The organism is Acinetobacter sp. KAM396 (genome assembly GCF_021602765.1).
Classification (GTDB): Bacteria; Pseudomonadota; Gammaproteobacteria; order Pseudomonadales; family Moraxellaceae; genus Acinetobacter; species Acinetobacter towneri_A.
In genome coordinates this window covers 1-17,653 of record NZ_BPPH01000038.1, presented here as the reverse complement: position 1 = coordinate 17,653, position 17,653 = coordinate 1, and the positions used below count along the sequence as shown (strand labels likewise).

General features: G+C 41.3%; 16 protein-coding genes and 1 pseudogene. 12 read left to right on the top strand and 5 right to left on the bottom strand.

The window, feature by feature from the left end:
- The first annotated feature begins 95 nt into the window (after nt 1-95).
- Nucleotides 96-578, top strand: coding sequence for an ATP-binding protein (locus L6C30_RS12970; protein ID WP_236163217.1), 483 nt, complete (start codon nt 96-98; stop codon nt 576-578).
- A gap of 103 nt (nt 579-681) precedes the next feature.
- On the opposite strand, the pseudogene L6C30_RS12965 reads toward L6C30_RS12970, so the two are convergent.
- Nucleotides 682-1,034: pseudogene (locus L6C30_RS12965) on the bottom strand (endonuclease domain-containing protein).
- Between the two features lie 150 nt (nt 1,035-1,184).
- Between L6C30_RS12965 and L6C30_RS12960 the strand changes: the two are divergent.
- The gene (locus L6C30_RS12960; protein WP_070153014.1) at nt 1,185-1,862 is read left to right on the top strand and encodes a YetF domain-containing protein; all 678 of its coding nucleotides are present in this window, start codon (nt 1,185-1,187) and stop codon (nt 1,860-1,862) included.
- Nucleotides 1,863-2,086: 224 nt separating this feature from the next.
- Here the strand turns inward: L6C30_RS12960 and L6C30_RS12955 are convergent, their stop codons facing one another.
- Entirely contained in the window at nt 2,087-3,412 is a 1,326-nt protein-coding gene (locus tag L6C30_RS12955) for an MFS transporter (protein WP_236163218.1), read from the bottom strand.
- 226 nt (nt 3,413-3,638) lie between these two features.
- Between L6C30_RS12955 and L6C30_RS12950 the strand changes: the two genes are divergently transcribed.
- The 5 genes from L6C30_RS12950 to putP all read left to right on the top strand — a co-directional run bounded on the left by L6C30_RS12950 (nt 3,639) and on the right by putP (nt 8,471).
- Nucleotides 3,639-4,292 (top strand): 1-acyl-sn-glycerol-3-phosphate acyltransferase, encoded by a 654-nt coding sequence (locus L6C30_RS12950; RefSeq protein ID WP_236163219.1) that lies wholly within the window; start codon nt 3,639-3,641, stop codon nt 4,290-4,292.
- Nucleotides 4,293-4,354: 62 nt separating this feature from the next.
- Nucleotides 4,355-5,272 (top strand): patatin-like phospholipase family protein, encoded by a 918-nt coding sequence (locus L6C30_RS12945; RefSeq protein ID WP_236163220.1) that lies wholly within the window; start codon nt 4,355-4,357, stop codon nt 5,270-5,272.
- 129 nt (nt 5,273-5,401) lie between these two features.
- On the top strand, nt 5,402-5,887 hold the full coding sequence (locus L6C30_RS12940) for an NfeD family protein (protein ID WP_019837036.1): 486 nt from the start codon (nt 5,402-5,404) through the stop codon (nt 5,885-5,887).
- A gap of 1 nt (nt 5,888) precedes the next feature.
- A complete protein-coding gene (locus tag L6C30_RS12935; RefSeq protein WP_004972306.1) occupies nt 5,889-6,746 on the top strand; it encodes an SPFH domain-containing protein in 858 nt (285 codons plus the stop codon).
- A gap of 222 nt (nt 6,747-6,968) precedes the next feature.
- On the top strand, nt 6,969-8,471 hold the full coding sequence (gene putP / locus L6C30_RS12930) for a sodium/proline symporter PutP (RefSeq protein WP_236163221.1): 1,503 nt from the start codon (nt 6,969-6,971) through the stop codon (nt 8,469-8,471).
- A gap of 91 nt (nt 8,472-8,562) precedes the next feature.
- On the opposite strand, the gene bfmS is transcribed toward putP, so the two are convergent.
- Both bfmS and bfmR read right to left on the bottom strand, forming a co-directional pair.
- The gene (bfmS, locus tag L6C30_RS12925; protein ID WP_070152996.1) at nt 8,563-10,230 is read right to left on the bottom strand and encodes a sensor histidine kinase BfmS; all 1,668 of its coding nucleotides are present in this window, start codon (nt 10,228-10,230) and stop codon (nt 8,563-8,565) included.
- 66 nt (nt 10,231-10,296) lie between these two features.
- Nucleotides 10,297-11,013, bottom strand: a complete 717-nt coding sequence (gene bfmR / locus L6C30_RS12920) for a response regulator transcription factor BfmR (RefSeq protein ID WP_070152993.1) — start codon at nt 11,011-11,013, stop codon at nt 10,297-10,299.
- Between the two features lie 588 nt (nt 11,014-11,601).
- Here bfmR and L6C30_RS12915 point away from each other — a divergent pair.
- The 5 genes from L6C30_RS12915 (at nt 11,602) to L6C30_RS12895 (ending at nt 16,818) form a co-directional block, all read left to right on the top strand.
- Nucleotides 11,602-14,424, top strand: a complete 2,823-nt coding sequence (locus L6C30_RS12915) for a ribonucleoside-diphosphate reductase subunit alpha (RefSeq protein ID WP_236163222.1) — start codon at nt 11,602-11,604, stop codon at nt 14,422-14,424.
- 104 nt (nt 14,425-14,528) lie between these two features.
- Nucleotides 14,529-14,843: a hypothetical protein gene (locus L6C30_RS12910; RefSeq protein WP_208011915.1), complete on the top strand. Its 315-nt coding sequence runs from the start codon at nt 14,529-14,531 to the stop codon at nt 14,841-14,843.
- A 32-nt stretch (nt 14,844-14,875) separates the two neighbouring features.
- Nucleotides 14,876-15,004, top strand: coding sequence for a preprotein translocase subunit YajC (locus L6C30_RS12905; protein ID WP_180169398.1), 129 nt, complete (start codon nt 14,876-14,878; stop codon nt 15,002-15,004).
- Between the two features lie 22 nt (nt 15,005-15,026).
- On the top strand, nt 15,027-15,506 hold the full coding sequence (locus L6C30_RS12900) for a hypothetical protein (RefSeq protein ID WP_208011916.1): 480 nt from the start codon (nt 15,027-15,029) through the stop codon (nt 15,504-15,506).
- A gap of 28 nt (nt 15,507-15,534) precedes the next feature.
- Complete coding sequence (locus L6C30_RS12895; RefSeq protein ID WP_230244031.1) at nt 15,535-16,818, top strand: ribonucleotide-diphosphate reductase subunit beta; 1,284 nt, start codon at nt 15,535-15,537, stop codon at nt 16,816-16,818.
- Nucleotides 16,819-16,957: 139 nt separating this feature from the next.
- Here L6C30_RS12895 and L6C30_RS12890 read toward each other — a convergent pair whose 3' ends face one another.
- Nucleotides 16,958-17,437 carry a hypothetical protein gene (locus L6C30_RS12890; protein WP_236163223.1) on the bottom strand — a complete coding sequence of 160 codons (480 nt, stop codon included), beginning with the start codon at nt 17,435-17,437 and terminating at the stop codon, nt 16,958-16,960.
- Nucleotides 17,438-17,653 lie beyond the last annotated feature (216 nt).

The window sequence follows — 17,653 nt, the reverse complement described above, 5'->3', positions numbered from 1 at the left end:
AGCGTTTAATTGGTTTTGGGAAAAAAGAAGAGTTTAAGGAAATTTTGGCAATTTTAAGAAAGCAGAATCCTGATAGGATAAGGGTTCTGTGAAATTTGTCGTGTACAGAGACAATTTATAATGATCGCATTACTTTTAAAAGCCCAGGGAAACTACCTGGAATTGTCACACCGACTAATATTTTAGATGAACGCTGTTCTAGAAACTCAAAAATCGTTAGATTAATCAATAAGATACCTAACTCTCCTAACCAAGATCTTGGCGAAGGAATTAATACTGCATTTCATGAAATGAAAGTGTCTGGTTTCATTGAACCGAATATCGAAGAAAAAGGAAATTATGTCATTGTGACTTTAAAGCATGCGCTAGATCTGGAGCCTGAAGAAGTAATTCTTAAATATTTAAGCCATAATCCATCAATTACAAATAAAAAAGTAAGAGATTTAACTGGTATACAGGAATCAGAGAAAGTTTCATCTATCTTTGCAAAAATGCGGGAAAAAGGTCTGATTAAGAGAGAAGAAAAAGAGGGACAACAAACAAATTATTGGACTAATGCAGATACAGAAGCTGCCTAGTTGCGAAATTTATTAAGAGAGAGGTGCTTTTAATTTTAAAAACCCTCTTCCCCCACCTTCTCCCATAGGGAGAGGGAACTTTTCATTATTGATTTATTTTCAGCTAAAGACATATATTCCACAAGTCCTCCAACACCACATCCGTCCGCCCCAACACATCATGATTCCAATAACGCACAACTGTTAAACCCAAAGTCTCTAAAAACTGAGTGCGTTCGACATCATAAGCCCGACCATCTTCCGTATTGTACTAACCACCATCCAACTCAATCACTAAGTCAACCTCATGACAGTAAAAATCTACTATATACGGTCCAATGACCTTCTGACGTCTAAATTTGAGCACCATAAAGCGTTTGCTCGAAGTAGTTGCCACAGCAAATTTTCAGCATCCGTAGCAACATGACGCATAGATTTGGCAAATTGTAAGAGTTGTGAATTCATCTTTTGATTCATTATTTTTTGTATTTATAGTTTTTAGCCATCATAACAAATTTTTATTTTCCTAAACCACTCAAATAATTGCAGTTCTTTACTCAAAACCACTATTTTACCCACGCAATTTAAGCATAGTATCAAGCATCAAAATAACAAAATAGACAGTCTATGGATTGGTTTACCATCTTTATTCACGATACTACATGGGCATTTGTTGCCGAATTAATGATTCGGGCAGCACTCATGTTTAGCATGATTATTATATTTTTGCGCCTTACAGGGAAACGTGGAGTACGCCAGCTTTCTATTTTTGAATTGGCCATTATTTTATCGCTCGGTTCTATTGCGGGCGACCCCATGTTCACTGAAGATTTACCTTTGGTACACGCCTTGGTGGTAATGACAGTGGTGATTGGAATGTATCGCCTGACCACATGGCTCATGATGAAATACCAACCCTTTGAAGATTTGATTGAAGGTAAATCGCTGTATATTGTAGAAAATGGCGAACTGGTCTTAGAAAAAATTAAATACGGCAAAATGTCGCATGATGAATTCTTTGCCGAAATGCGCCAACAAGGTGTGGAGCATTTGGGACAAGTACGTGTCGGTTTACTAGAAACTGATGGCAAATTCAGCATGTTATTTTTTCATGACGGTGCCACACGCTATGGTTTACCCTTATTTCCTAAAGCTTGCCAACCCGTGTACCGCACAACTCCAAACACATATTATGCCTGCATGTATTGTGGGCATGTCCGTTTACTTGAACACGCCAATGAAGCCTGTCCGCGTTGTAATCACCAACAATGGACACTGGCAATCAATACTGCATATCGCAGCTAGAATATGTTGATTTTAGCTGCAACACACCTCTATGCGACTTAAATTGTCGCAGGATTGTCATAATTTAAAGTTATACTGCCTGCGCTGCCGAAGTGAAGCACTCAAAGCGCAAATAATAATTTTTGAAAATACAAAAACGACATCGGTATTGGCTTCAATGTGGATACCTTTTATACTCCAGCGACTCTTTAAGGGTCGCTTTTATTTTTCCACTCAATGAATTTTTAATGTGGTTTAGGTCTGTCATCCTGTCTTGATGACCTATCTTCTTCTAGTGCAGATGAATGAGTGCTTTTCGCAAGCTTTGCCCATTTCCAGATCGGTACAAGGCAAAAAATCGCAACAATACAAATCAACAGTAAGTAATTCGCATAGCCTAAAGCATCGCCCAACATTCCACTCAGGGTATAGAGTACCCCACTCACAGTCGCCATAATCGCAACCTGAAATGTAAAGTCAGTCCCTGCGTATTGTTTACGGCTGTATTGCATAATCAAGGTTAGCATCACTACAAGTAACATGGCAGAGCACAAATCTTCCGCAGCATTAATGCTATAAATCAGCCAGTGTGCCACATCAACTTGCTGTTCATATAAATGAGCCAAATAAGCATAGGCTGCTAAACTCAAAATTTTAAGCACAGAAAAAATGATAAGGGCATGCGTTCTAGACCACCATTTCAGCATCAACCCTGCGATGCCTGCACCCAACAAAGCGGCCATTGCCCCCAACATGGTCACGTAAATGCCAATTTGAGAAAAGCTTAAGCCTAAATCCACCATTAAAGGTTTTAATAAGGGGCCAGCTAAACCATCGGCAATTTTAAAGCTGAGTAACACCCACAGCCATGCGTACAGCACAGGCGTTTCCACAAAATAGCGCAGATATTCACGAATCGCAGCAAGGCGTGCGGGAAATGACATTTTGCTTTGAGCTTGAACAAGCACTTGTTTAGCAGCATGTTGTGGCTCTTTAAACATTAAAATGGGTAAGGTATTTAAAAACACCAATGCCGCTAAAATCAGAAAGGTTTTTTGCCAATCTAGCCAATCCAATGCCCACAGCATTGCTCCACCACCCACAATAAAGCCTAGTCGTGAACCAACCACCTGAAAAGTATTGCCCCAATGTTGCTGTTTGGCTTGTAAAATATTGACCGCCAAACCATCAGTGGCAATATCTTGGGTTGCACCGACCAAATTCATGCTGAGCAAAGCCACAAAAAACACCCACAAATAGATAGGATGATTTAAAGACTCAATCGGTAAAAAGGACAGCCCGATCAGCACCAAAACACTCAGCCATTGGCACGGCAAAATCCAGCTACGATAATGCCCCAAATATGAATATCCAAAGCGATCCACCAATGGCGCCCAAAATACTTTGATTGACCACGGCAGCATTAACAAACCAAAACCGCCAATGTGCGCCAAAGACACACCTTGCGCACGTAAAATTACAGGCAAGGCATGAGTCATAAAGCCAACAGGTAAGCCCTGCGCCCAATACAAAGAAAATAACAACAAATAAGTTTGGCGCAAATTGGGCATGGCATCTCGGTTAAATAGGAACAAAAGATCAAAATAACGCAGTACTACACTCTTTTTTTGAATAATGGATTGTTATTTTTCATCACTTTCACATTCAGATTTCGACTATTTTGCCAATGAATCAGACAAAGTGAAAGTCTAATATCTTGAATAGATTTAGATTCATGCGTCATGATATTGGATCTTTCTTGTTGTTAATCACGCACGTCAGGATGACATCGCATTCATGAAATTCAGCAATCCTTTTGCACGCAGTGCACGGCAATTTCCACAGTTACCCGACCAAGTGCCTCAACGTGGAACAGCCAGTAGTCGTGCTTTATTTAAAAATATTTTTTTGGCGCAAGGCTGGCAAATGGTGGGCGAGTTTCCTAACTTGCCCAAAGCAGTTGCCATCATTTCTCCGCATACGTCAAATATTGATGCGTGGCATGGTTTTACTGCCCTACTCGGTTTAGGTCTTCAAATTACTATTTTTGGTAAGCACACTTTATTTGGAACCCCACTCAAGCCACTTTTAAACTGGATTGGGGTCATTCCTGTGGTACGACATTCTCCACATGGACATACCCAAGATATTATCGAGGTTGTACAAAAAAAAGAAAAAATCTGGATTGGTATGGCGCCGGAAGGTACCCGCAAACAAGCCGAAAATATTCGCAGTGGCTTTTACCATATTGCCTACGGTGCCAATATTCCAATTGTGATGTTCTCTTTTGATTATGCACATAAAACCATCCATATTTTGGGCGTGTTCGTTCCTACAGGTAATTATGCTCAAGATTTAGAGGCAATTTATGCGCACTATAACGGCAAATTTTCGGCTAAAAATCCACATTGGTTGGCAAAACCGTTACAAAAGCTTTTGAAAAAGGGCTAGTCAAAGTTTCTATTTTTTGTTCAGATGGGCGCAATATTCTTTGATCTAAATTTAGATTTGATATGCAACTGATTCGTTATTCTTTAGTGGGCGTACTTGCTCTAACTTTGGTTGGCTGCGACAAAACAATAAAAACACCGCCGAAAACCACACCTATCCAAGCACGTGAGCCTGTGATTGCACTGGCTTTAGGTGGCGGCGGTGCCAAAGGCTTTGCACATATTGGCGTCATTAAAGTTTTAGAATCTCACGGGATTAAACCCAAAATTGTCACAGGCACCAGTGCAGGCAGCTTTGTCGGCAGTTTATATGCCAGCGGCAAAAGTCCTTATCAGCTCCAACATATTGCCCTAACCTTTAAAGAATCCGACATTCGTGATTTAACCTTAAACCGTCAGGGTTTTATTGCAGGTCAAAAGTTACAAGACTTCGTCAATCAACACGTGGCGAATAAACCGATTGAGAAATTTCCAATTCGTTTCGCTGCCGTTGCCACACGTTTAGATAATGGACGTAAAGCCGACTTTATTAAAGGTAATGCAGGTCAAGCTGTGCGTGCCTCTTGCAGTATTCCGAATGTTTTTGTGCCTGCCACCATTGGCGGAACGCAATATGTGGATGGCGGCTTGGTCAGCCCGATTCCCGTACAGACGGCTAAAGCCATGGGTGCCGATTTAGTCATTGCGGTGGATATTTCTGCACGTCCAACAGGCAATCAACCTGTCAGCATGTGGGGCTTACTCGATCAAACTTTAAATATTATGGGGCAGCAAAGTATTCATCAGGAATTGGCGCAAGCCAATATCGTGATTCAACCGAAAGTTGGACATATTGGCACACTGGATTTAAAAGCCAGTAACCAAACCATTTTAGAAGGTGAAAAAGCTGCGCAATTACAAATCAAAGCAATTCAGCAAGCCATCACTCACTTTAAAAAATCACCTGCCGCGCTGAAACCTGCACCGCGTCCGAAATTTTAAGATTCAGTGATTTTTTTAATATTCATAAACTTATTGATCTGTTAAAGTGATGAGAGCGCATCTTTTTAAGTCGATGCGTTTCTCTAAGCAACTAGAATCAACCTATCGTAAAAATACGCGAGTAGATGTATGGAATTCGTTCTTGAACCTTGGCACTGGTTTGTACTAGGCGTTTTATTAATGCTTTCAGAACTGCTCTTGCCTGCGTTTGCCGCTTTATGGTTTGGCATTGGGGCAATCATGGTCGGTATTTTATACTGGATGTTCCCCATGATGGGCACGACTACCCAATTGGTGATGTGGATTATCTTGTCGGTACTGTGTACCTTGGCGTGGTTTAAGTTTATCAAACCCTTATCTACCGATAAAACTAAAGCAGGTTTATCACGCGAAGCCACCATTGGACAAATTGGCATGGTCATTCAAACCAACTTGGAACATGATCAAATTAAAGTCCGATTCCCCATGCCTGTGTTGGGTTCAGACGAATGGAACTGCCGCACCACGAGCCCAGTACAAGTGGGAGATCGGATTCGCGTGATTGATATTTTGGGAAATGATTTAGTGGTGCAGCCGCATCACAGCGCACATGACAACGAAAAAGTGAGAAATTAAAATGTCTGGTGGATCTATTATTGTTTTAGCGATTTTAGCCTTTGTTGGAATTACCATTTTTAAAGGCGTGCGAATTGTTCCGCAAGGTTATAAATGGATTGTGCAACGTCTGGGTAAATACCACACTACACTTGCACCAGGACTCAACTTCGTCATTCCTTATGTCGATGAAGTGGCATATAAAGTCACCACCAAAGATATTGTATTAGATATTCCATCTCAGGAAGTCATTACCCGTGACAACGCAGTTCTACTTATGAATGCGGTGGCGTACATTAACCTCACGACTCCTGAAAAAGCAGTGTATGGTATTGAAAACTATACTTGGGCAATTCAAAACCTGGTTCAAACCTCATTGCGTTCTATTGTGGGTGAAATGGATTTAGATGACGCCTTGTCTTCGCGTGATCATATTAAAGCCAAACTCAAAGCAGCCATTTCTGATGATATTTCAGACTGGGGGATTACCCTTAAAACTGTAGAAATTCAGGATATTAAACCATCACATACCATGCAGGCAGCGATGGAAGAACAAGCTGCAGCAGAACGTCAGCGTCGTGCTACCGTAACCAAAGCCGATGGTGAAAAACAAGCGGCTATTTTAGAAGCCGATGGTCGTTTAGAAGCTTCGCGTCGTGATGCTGAAGCACAAGTTGTATTGGCAGAATCTTCACAACGCGCTATTGAAATGGTCAGCTCTGCGGTAGGTGATAAAGAAATTCCTGTGGCCTATTTATTGGGTGAGCAATACGTAAAAGCCATGCAAGACATGGCGAAATCGAACAATGCCAAAACTGTGGTCTTACCTGCAGATGTCTTGAATACCATTCGTGGTGTTATGGGTCGCAATAATCCATAAGCAAATCAGCAAAACATCAAGAAGATAGGCAGCTTTCAAGCTGCCTATTTTTATGCGTATTCAGAAAAAAGTCTGAAATATTTTTTAATGTATGTTTAAATTTCGCGTTTATTGATGAAATCAGTACCGCAAATAAGATGTCTGCACTCACCAAATTGAGTGACTTACATCTAGCAGCGGTCTGTATTTTGATCGACTGTCCAAAACCCAAATGGATACTGTATGAGCGCACTCAACCCCACCATCATTACTTTCCTGTTTTATATTGTCGCCATGATTGTCATTGGTTTATTGGCTTATCGCGCGACTCGAAATTTCTCGGACTACATTTTAGGTGGTCGTCGCCTGGGCAGTTTTGTTACCGCACTTTCTGCAGGCGCATCCGATATGAGTGGTTGGTTGCTGATGGGCTTGCCTGGTGCCATTTATCTTTCAGGTTTATCTGAAATATGGATTGCAATTGGTCTGGTTATTGGCGCATGGTTAAACTGGCTTTTGGTGGCAGGCCGTTTACGCGTACACACCGAAGTACAGCACAATGCTCTGACTTTGCCTGACTATTTTTCAAATCGTTTTAATGATCAAAGAAAAATCTTAAGAATTGTATCTGCCTGCGTAATTCTAGTTTTCTTTGCAATTTATTGTGCTTCGGGCATGGTCGCAGGGGCGCGCTTATTTGAAAGTATGTTTGATTTGCCTTACAGCACTGCATTGTGGATTAGTGCCATTGCGACCATTAGCTATGTGTTTATTGGTGGTTTCTTGGCAGTCAGCTGGACGGACACCATTCAAGCTGGCTTGATGATTTTTGCGCTCTTGCTGACCCCAATCATTACCCTACTCAGCTTTTCTGACCTCAGCCAAGTTACACTTGCTTTAGAAGCAGCTCGCCCGCAAGCGCTGAATTTAGTCGGTGATTTAAGCTGGGTGGCGATCATTTCCCTCATGGCATGGGGCTTAGGCTATTTTGGACAACCACATATTTTAGTGCGTTTTATGGCGGTTGATTCAGTCAAGTCTATTCCGAATGCACGTCGTATTGGCATGACATGGATGACCTTATGTTTAGGCGGTGCGGTGGCTGCAGGCTTTTTTGGTATCGCCTACTTCCAACAACATCCTGAACTGGCAGGTGTGGTCAATGCCAACCCTGAAACAGTATTTATGGAACTTACCAAAATTCTGTTTAACCCGTGGGTAGCAGGTGTGGTACTGGCGGCAATTTTAGCTGCTGTGATGAGTACCCTAAGCTGTCAACTTTTGGTCTGCTCAAGTACTTTAACTGAAGATTTTTACAAATCTTTCCTGCGAAAAAATGCTTCACAAAATGAATTGGTCTGGGTCGGACGCGGCATGGTTCTCATGATTGCACTGCTTGCTATTTGTATGGCGGGTAATCCTGAATCGAAAGTCTTGGGATTGGTTTCTTATGCTTGGGCAGGCTTCGGTGCAGCATTTGGTCCACTGATTATTTTGTCTTTGTTCTGGAAACGCATGACTTTAAATGGTGCATTGGCGGGGATGATTGTCGGCGCACTTATGGTGATTCTTTGGAAAAACCTTTGGGCAGATACGGGTATTTATGAAATTATTCCAGGTTTTGTGTGTTCTTGGATTGCGATTGTGGTGGTGAGTTTATTGGGCAAAGCACCAAGTCATGAAGTGACAGACCGTTTTGAACAGGCCGATCAGCAATATAAAGAATCGCAATCAGCTGTAGATTGATCTGCATAGAGATAAAAAAGCAATAAAAAAAACCAGTGCCTTGAATTGCACTGGTTTTTTTATGTCTAAAATTAGTTTTGATGCACTCAAATCAAGTCAATGAATCGGTGGTTTTTTCTTTCTCTGCTGCGGCTTTTTTTCTTGGCTTACGAAACCGTTTGGCCGGCCAAACCATCGTAAAACGTGCACCGCCCAAGTTCGGACTCTGATCGACTTCAACCTTCCCACCAAACCAATAAGCAATGCGGCTCACAATAGGTAATCCTAAACCGTAACCACCTGAAGCGCGGGTACGGCTGTCATCCAAACGGGCAAAGACTTCAAATACACGTGCACGGTCTTGTTCAGGAATCCCTGGCCCATCATCTTCCACACAAACATAGGCCATGCCTTGCTCGTTAATGCCGCCACTGATCAAAATTTTATGCTCACAGTAACGGACTGCATTGCCCACCAAATTCTGTACCACACGGTGCAGGTAACGGCGTTCAGCTTCCACTTCCAACGTTACAGGTGGTGCAAGCAACTGAATATCTTTTTGAGTTTTCAGCGCTTCGGTTTCCGTAACCACCTGCTCTAGCACTTCAACCAAAACAATTTTTTCAATCTCTAAAGATGGCATGCCCTGTTCAAGCTTGGCATAGGTCAGGATCTCATCAATCAAGGTGTTTAAAGCCTCGATATCTTTATCAATCATTTCGACTTGCTGTAAGCGGTATTCATAATCATCTTCTTCTGCCAGCATTTCCATACCAAAACGGATACGTGCCACAGGCGTGCGCAGCTCATGCGAAACAGCACGCATCAGTTCACGCTGCGCCTCAATCAAACGCTGAATATGGTCGGACATGCTGTTATAGCTCGATGCTAAACTTGCCATTTCATCTGTGCCATCTACAGGCAAACGCATGTTTAAATCGCCCGATTTGGTACGGTCTAAGGCATAGTTCACTTGGCGAATCTTACGCTGCATAGGCAAGATCAGACCGTAAACCCCTAAGCTCAACATAAACATACTGAGCAAGGTAATGCCTGCTGCCAACTGGAATGGCATCCAGTTAAATAACGGTACAGGCCCTAAAACCAAAACTTCTGAGGGGGAGTTTGGCATCGGTGACACAATCGAGATGGTTGTACCACGCACAGTGGCATTATCACGATATAAAATAATGCTGTGATCGAGTCTTAAACGACCAATCTGCTCTGAATCGAGTGGAAGTTCCTGAATATTTTTAATATTGATCGGGTAAGAAAAATGCTGCTGAATTTTGGCCAGATATTCTTTTTCCTGACCCGGGTAATACACCAAATAATCTAAAACAAAAATCGGCAATGCTTTCATTTGCCGTTCTGTGATTTTATCTGCCTTGATATATAAATAATGACTTGGATCATCTTTCATGCCCAAAATAATATAGGCAATCATATTTTTGGCATCATAGCGCACAGCGGCTTTACGTTCTTTAATCCGTCTAAGCTCTGCGCGCGACAAATCTACTTTGTCTGCCTGCACATAATAGATGGTCAATTCCAGCAAATCGGATGCGTCAGAAATCCAGTCTTTCTTTTGCTGTTCGTTTTGCTGTCGTGCAATCCCTTCACTAATAATATAAGCCATACCATCAGTTAAAGATTCACGATATTCTTGCGCACGCTGATAGTTGATGATTTGCACCAATAAGTACGCCAAAATGGCAACTACTGCAACTAAGATCACCAATCCTGCATATATGCGCAAGAATATACTGTGTTTAAGCACAAAACCTGCCCTATGTGACTTACTTTATATTTGAGTCGATATTATTTGACTCAGTAAAAATGCATATTACATGCCGTTGGTTTCTTTGACAAACAAATAACCTTTACTGCGTACAGTTTTAATACGTTTTGGATTCTCAGGATCATCACCAATTTTTGGACGAATACGCGAAATACGCACATCAATTGAACGGTCTTGACCATCATATTCAATGCCCCGCAGACGCTCAAAAATATCTTCACGAGATAAAATACGCCCTGCATTCGAAGCCAATAACCATAATAAGTCATATTCTGCGCTGGTGAAATCAACCAATTCACCATTTAAAGTCACAGAACGGCCGCCGTTATCAATCACTAAATCATCAAATTCAATGCGCTGTGCGACTTCATCTTCAGTCACATTGTCGGTACGGCGTAATAAAGCACGAATACGCGCCAACAATACGCGCGGCTGCACAGGTTTTGCAACATAGTCATCGGCACCCATTTCCAAACCTAGCACCTGATCCATATCTTCGGTACGTGCAGTCAACATCAAAATCGGTTGGTGATAATGTGGACGAACTTCACGGCAAATAGTTAAACCATCGGCGCCTGGTAACATCACATCGAGCACCACAAGATCTGGTTGCTCGGCAATAATACGGCGAATCGCGCGGTTGCCATCTGGTTCTACCCCAACTTCTAAACCATTACGAATTAAGTATTCCTGCGTAAGTCGTGCAAGACGTTCATCATCTTCAACAATTAAAATTTTTGTTAACTTTTCTTCTTGACTCATAGTCTGTCCCTTTATTGGATTCAACCTATCCTTTTAAAATCTGAGAGATAGGGCTTGATATAGTTTGCAATATACACACGTTTACATTGTAAACAAGATACTGTTCACCAAAATGATACATCTGCGTAGTATTTTGTTGTATTTTTATTAAGCATTGAATTTATAGTATTTTTCTAGTTTTAGTGATTTTTGGGCACATTTAAGAAATATTAAGTTACAAAATGGGTATTTTTTGCACTAGATCAAGCCCTTGCTTGATTTAGAAAAATTATCTCCTAACTTTCCAAGTTATCCACAAGGTTATCTATAAGCAGTTTTTCCGAGCTTTGCTATGCTATGCCCTTGTCTGATAAGGCTTATAGCCAATAGGACAAAATTCGGTATTTTTGAGATAAATTTTAATTCAGAAAAAGTCAAAATTTAAAAAAAAGTCAATATTGATCTACCCTCAATTTTCCCGTATCTTGTGTTCAATTCAATTTTAAACCACTAAGTCTTGTGTTTATTCCTCAAACGCTGTGGCCTAAATTTTGCCCAGTTTAAATGGTCCATAAACATAACAATAGATGACAATGGAGCTATGCTGACATGAGCGTAATCACATCAACCCCCGGTCAATTACAAGTGATTAAACGCACTGGTGATGTTGCCGCTTTCGATGCTGAAAAAATTGCAGTTGCAATTGGCAAAGCGTTTTTGGCTGTAGAAGGTCAACAAAGCGCCGATTCAAGCCGCATTCATGATCGGATCGAACAACTGACTGAAATGGTGTTGAACACATTCAACCGCCGTTTACCGTCTGGCGGAACCATTCATATTGAAGAAATTCAGGATCAAGTTGAACTTGCGCTTATGCGTACAGGCGAGCAAAAAGTTGCTCGTGCTTATGTCATCTACCGTGAACAACGCTCAGAAGCACGTAAGCAAGCAGGTGAAAACCATCACCCGACTTTACAAGTGACCGACGCAAACGGTCAGCTTAAACCACTAGATTTAGGTGCTTTAAAAGCAACCGTGAATAAAGCGGCAGAAGGTTTAGAAGGCATTGATGTAGATGCCATCATTGATGAAACCGTGAAAAACCTCTACAACGGTGTAAAAGAGTCTGACATCTCAACCACCATGATGATGGCGACCCGTACCCGTATTGAGCAAGAGCCGAACTATACTTATGTGACTGCGCGTTTATTGCGTAATGACTTGGTGGCAACAGGTTTAGAGTTTTTAGGTTTGGCAACAGATACACCTGAAGGCGAAGCATTAGAAACTTTCCTGAAAAAAGGTGTAGAACTTGATTTGCTTTCTGCAGACTTACTTGAGTTTGACCTTGCCAAACTTGCTGCAGCGATTCAGCCTGAACGCTCAAACCAGTTTACCTATTTAGGTCTGCAAACTTTATTTGACCGTTATTTCATTCACTCAGATGGCGTACGCTTTGAACTTCCACAATTGTTCTTTATGCGTGTGTCAATGGGTCTGGCGCTTAATGAAGATGACCGTGAAGCACGTGCAATCGAGTTCTATAACTTATTGTCTAGCTTCGACTACATGGCTTCTACGCCTACCCTGTTTAACTCAGGTACGCTACGTCCACAGTTATCAAGCTGTTACTTAACTACAATTTCTGATGACCTTTACAACATTTATGGTGCAATGCGTGACAACGCAATGCTGTCTAAATGGGCAGGTGGTTTAGGCAATGACTGGACGCCAGTACGTGCCTTGAACTCATATATCAAAGGAACAAACGGTAAATCTCAAGGTGTTGTTCCGTTCCTTAAAGTTGCTAACGATACAGCTGTTGCGGTCAACCAAGGTGGTAAGCGTAAAGGTGCGGTATGTGCGTACTTAGAAACTTGGCACTTAGACATCGAAGAATTCCTAGAGCTGCGTAAAAACACAGGGGATGACCGTCGTCGTACCCATGACATGAACACAGCGAACTGGGTGCCTGACTTGTTCATGCAGCGTGTCTTTGAAGATGCAGAATGGACACTGTTCACGCCATCTGAAACACCAGACTTGCACGACTTGACGGGCGAAGCTTTTGCCGAGCGTTATGCGTACTACGAAAGCATTGCCAAAGAAACCAACATGCTGCATAAGAAACTTCGTGCGAAGGACTTATGGCGCAAAATGTTGTCAATGTTGTTTGAAACAGGTCACCCGTGGATCACATTCAAAGACGTATGTAACTTACGTTCACCGCAACAACACGTTGGCGTAGTGCACTCATCTAACTTATGTACTGAAATTACCCTCAATACTAACCAAGATGAAATTGCGGTATGTAACTTGGGTTCAATCAACCTTGTGCAACACGTTCAAGGTGGTGTGTTAGACCGTGAAAAATTAGCACGTACTATTAAAACTGCAGTACGTATGCTCGACAACGTGATCGACATCAACTACTACGCAGTGCCACAAGCGAAAAATTCAAACTTGAAGCATCGCCCTGTGGGTATGGGCATCATGGGCTTCCAAGATGCGCTATATGAAATGAACTTGGCTTATGGTTCAGATGCTGCGGTTGATTTTGCCGATGAGTCTATGGAAGTAATTAGCTACTACGCAATTCAAACGTCAAGTGACTTGGCGGTTGAGCGTGGTACTTACGAAACATTTAAAGGTTCATTGTGGGATCAAGGCATCCTGCCAATCGACTCTTTAGACATCGTAGCGAAATCACGTCCTGAACGTATGTTTGAAGTTGACCGTACTCAGCGTTTAGATTGGGACAGCCTACGTGCCAAAGTTCAAAAAGATGGTATGCGTAACTCAAACGTAATGGCTATTGCACCAACAGCAACCATTTCAAATATTTGTGGCGTTTCTCAGTCTATTGAGCCGACATTCCAAAACTTATATGTGAAGTCGAACTTGTCTGGTGAATTTACAGTAATCAACCCTTACCTCGTTCGTGCATTGAAAGCGCGTGATTTGTGGGATTCTGTAATGGTGAATGACCTGAAACACTTTGAAGGTTCAGTACAAAAAATTTCACGTATTCCTGAAGAACTTAAAGCAATTTTTGCGACTGCGTTTGAAGTTGAACCACGTTGGATTGTAGATGCAGCATCACGTCGTCAAAAATGGATTGATCAGGCGCAATCGTTGAACTTGTATATTGCAGGTGCAAACGGTAAGAAACTTGACCTGACTTATAAAATGGCATGGTTACGTGGTCTGAAAACTACCTATTACCTACGTGCATTAGGTGCGACTTCTGCAGAGAAATCGACCATTAACACAGGTGCATTGAATGCAGTAAAACCTGCAACCGTAACCGCAGCCCCTGTAGCAGCCGTTGCACCAGAAGCAGCTGCAGCAGTTGATGAAGATTTTGCACAAGCAGCGCCAGTGCCAATGGCATGTTCAATTGACAACCCTGATTGTGAGGCATGTCAGTAATTAACTAAAGGTATCGACATCGGAAAAAGGCTACCTCTGTAGCCTACTGATGAGTCTTCAGAGCATGGGCTACATGTAGCATAAGTTTTCTATATTGAGGATTTATGAAGAAGAAAGATATCTTTGGTAAAGAGCTTAAGCTTACCAAAAAGGAAAAAGCAAAACATAAAAGTCGCATGGAAAAATTTGAAACACTTTCTTTGTCTGTGATTCAAATTCAAAGACTCTTAGAAATGCTGTATAAATATTTAATTCATATTGGAAAATCAGTTTTTCCAGATGAAAAAACTAAGCAAAAACTTTATAAAACTGCTTTATGGTTTGTTAAACAGTTTGTTTGGTTCATTGTCTTGCCAAGCATTTATCAGATCATTAGCAATATATTGGTATCAGCTTACTCAAATAGTTTTATGTTTTGATAAATACTATTTAGCTAAATAAAGGAAAAGCTATGTTCCAAATGACTCATAACTATCAGTTAGGACTAGCGGTTCTAGTTTTTTCCTTTATTTTCTTTTATGTACCGATGGTTTATGCATTTTTAGCCATTCGGAAACAGCAGCGTAAGCAAGATCAATAAAGTGATTGCTTAGGAAGATAAGATGACACTTCAACTTGATTTAGAAAAATATGCTAACTCAAATGCAGTTCTCATCCAGATTTATATAAATCGTATGGTACTTGGTGTTTCCTCTGTTACAGGGCAAATGGCTGAGTCCGCTTCCTTTTCACATCCTCGTTCTTTATTGGGTAACTACAGCATAGCTGAAGACACACTGACCAAGCTGATAAAACAAGGCAAATTTAGCTTTTTAGATTCAGCACCCATTATGTTTATTCAGGCTATGGAACGAACAGAAGCAGGCTTAACACAGGTGGAAATACGGGCATTGCAGGAATTAGGGTTAGCGAGTGGCGCAAGGGCTGTGGCTGTTTATGATGAAACAGGCAAATTATTAACCCCAAACTCACTTCCCTCTCCAGTCAATCTTAAACGTTTAAAAAACATGTTGGGATTAACGGTTGGAGTGATGGTATTGCTGTGCCTGATCTATGTTTTAGTGTTTAAAACTGTCACATAAATAAATTAAGATTAGAGTGAGATAAATTATGTCTATCCTAAGTTGGGACGATTTCGAAGATGATTCGCAAAAACCGGCTGCTCCTGAACACAAGTCTGCGCCCGTCGAGCCGCAAAAAGCGCATGATACGCAGATGGTATCTCATGCAGAGCAACCACAGAAGACTGTGGCAGCTGCACAACCCGCTACAGCCCCTAGAAGTGGAGCAACAGATTCAACCGATCCGTTGGCAAGAGCATCTAACGCTCTAGAACAACTGGATGTTGCTCCAGGTCTTGAAGAGTTGGAAATGGGTGCGTCACGCGTACAGGTTGATGATAAAGCCATGATCAACTGTCGTGCAGACTTAAACCAGCTTGTACCGTTCAAATACGAATGGGCATGGCAAAAATATCTAGATGGTTGTGCAAACCACTGGATGCCGCAAGAAGTCAACATGAATCACGACATCGCATTGTGGAAGTCTGAAAATGGCTTAACTGAAGATGAACGCACCATTGTTATGCGTTCACTTGGTTTCTTCTCTACTGCAGACTCATTGGTTGCTAATAACTTGGTATTGGCAATTTATCGCCACATTACCAACCCTGAATGCCGCCAGTACATTTTACGTCAAGCCTTTGAAGAAGCGATTCACACTCACGCTTACCAGTACTGTATCGAATCTTTAGGTATGGATGAAGGCGAAGTCTTCAATATGTACCGCGAAGTACCATCGGTTGCGCGTAAAGCAGCATGGGGCTTGAAGTACACGCAATCTTTAAGCGATCCTACTTTCAAAACAGGTACACCTGAAAACGACCAAATTTTGCTACGCAACTTGATCGCATTCTATTGTGTACTTGAAGGTATTTTCTTCTACTGCGGTTTCAGTCAAATTTTGTCGATGGGTCGTCGTAACAAAATGAATGGTGTTGCAGAGCAATTCCAGTACATTTTACGTGATGAATCTATGCACTTGAACTTTGGTATCGACATGATTAACCAAATCAAGATTGAGAACCCGCACTTGTGGACTGCAGAATTCCAGCAAGAAGTGATTCAAATGATTCTTGAAGGCACAATGCTTGAAATTGAATATGCGCGTGACACTATGCCACGTGGTGTATTGGGCATGAACGCAGGTATGATGGAAGAATATTTGAAATTCATCTGTAACCGTCGTTTAAGTCAGCTCGGTTTACCTGAACAGTTTGTTGGCGTAAACAACCCGTTCCAATGGATGTCTGAAATGATGGACTTGCGTAAAGAGAAGAACTTCTTTGAAACGCGTGTGACTGATTATCAGACGGGCGGTGCGTTAAGCTGGTAATACAGCGCTGCGTCACGCGACACATAAGTTGTCATTTGCGACACATAAAATGTCATTGAGCGACACATAAGTTGTCATTGAATAACCGCCATTAATGGCGGTTTTTTCTTTAATCTAAATTGGATTTTAGTAACATGAGTTAATCTAATTTAACTATTTGATCATCGTTCCAAACATAAACTTGTTTATGCAAGTGTTGATTAGTTCTGAAATATTCATGTATCTCTTCATCCCCTTTATAGTTTTGCCCTCTTTCTCCCCATAATATCCATACAAATGTTTGTCCAGTTTCTATAAGATATTTTTGAAAAAGATCTTTTCTTAAATATAATAAATGACCTTTCAAATTCTCATCAGAAGATTTCAATGTTCTAAAAATAGAGGCTACCCCGTCAAAATCATATAAGTCTGGATCACCATTATGGTATTTTAGACCTAATCTCTGACATAATTCAGGATTCGGAAAGTCTATTCCTCCTGCTTGATTCAAAGAACTGTGATAAGACTCCCAAGAATAAGATTGCACAGGAACTTCTATTAAAAAACTAGATGCATCCCATTCATCCAAATTCACCCGACTATTTACATTTTCATTTAGTTCTAAAAATGAATTCCCCAAAACCATTTCACCTGCGTATTTATAGTGATTTTCAGGAATTCGTGGCAGAGCATTATTACCAAGATAATCCTTATTACAAAAAAATTCACTTATCGTAGAGACATGGTAAGCATCCGGCTAACACAGCCTTACCAAGCGATCCTATAAGCCTTAATTTAGTTCCCACCTAAAAACAAGTGGGGACTTAATCCATGAACATGGATATATATTCAGCAA

Bases quoted from the DNA above. Each gene is read 5' to 3' on its own strand.
- L6C30_RS12960 (WP_070153014.1), top strand. From the start codon at position 1,185: ATGGATTGGTTTACCATCTTTATTCACGATACTACATGGGCATTTGTT.
- bfmR (WP_070152993.1), bottom strand. From the start codon at position 11,013: ATGAGTCAAGAAGAAAAGTTAACAAAAATTTTAATTGTTGAAGATGAT.
- L6C30_RS12945 (WP_236163220.1), top strand. From the start codon at position 4,355: ATGCAACTGATTCGTTATTCTTTAGTGGGCGTACTTGCTCTAACTTTG.
- L6C30_RS12935 (WP_004972306.1), top strand. From the start codon at position 5,889: ATGTCTGGTGGATCTATTATTGTTTTAGCGATTTTAGCCTTTGTTGGA.
- L6C30_RS12895 (WP_230244031.1), top strand. From the start codon at position 15,535: ATGTCTATCCTAAGTTGGGACGATTTCGAAGATGATTCGCAAAAACCG.
- L6C30_RS12940 (WP_019837036.1), top strand. From the start codon at position 5,402: ATGGAATTCGTTCTTGAACCTTGGCACTGGTTTGTACTAGGCGTTTTA.
- putP (WP_236163221.1), top strand. From the start codon at position 6,969: ATGAGCGCACTCAACCCCACCATCATTACTTTCCTGTTTTATATTGTC.
- L6C30_RS12905 (WP_180169398.1), top strand. From the start codon at position 14,876: ATGTTCCAAATGACTCATAACTATCAGTTAGGACTAGCGGTTCTAGTT.
- L6C30_RS12910 (WP_208011915.1), top strand. From the start codon at position 14,529: ATGAAGAAGAAAGATATCTTTGGTAAAGAGCTTAAGCTTACCAAAAAG.
- L6C30_RS12900 (WP_208011916.1), top strand. From the start codon at position 15,027: ATGACACTTCAACTTGATTTAGAAAAATATGCTAACTCAAATGCAGTT.
- L6C30_RS12915 (WP_236163222.1), top strand. From the start codon at position 11,602: ATGAGCGTAATCACATCAACCCCCGGTCAATTACAAGTGATTAAACGC.
- L6C30_RS12950 (WP_236163219.1), top strand. From the start codon at position 3,639: ATGAAATTCAGCAATCCTTTTGCACGCAGTGCACGGCAATTTCCACAG.
- L6C30_RS12955 (WP_236163218.1), bottom strand. From the start codon at position 3,412: ATGCCCAATTTGCGCCAAACTTATTTGTTGTTATTTTCTTTGTATTGG.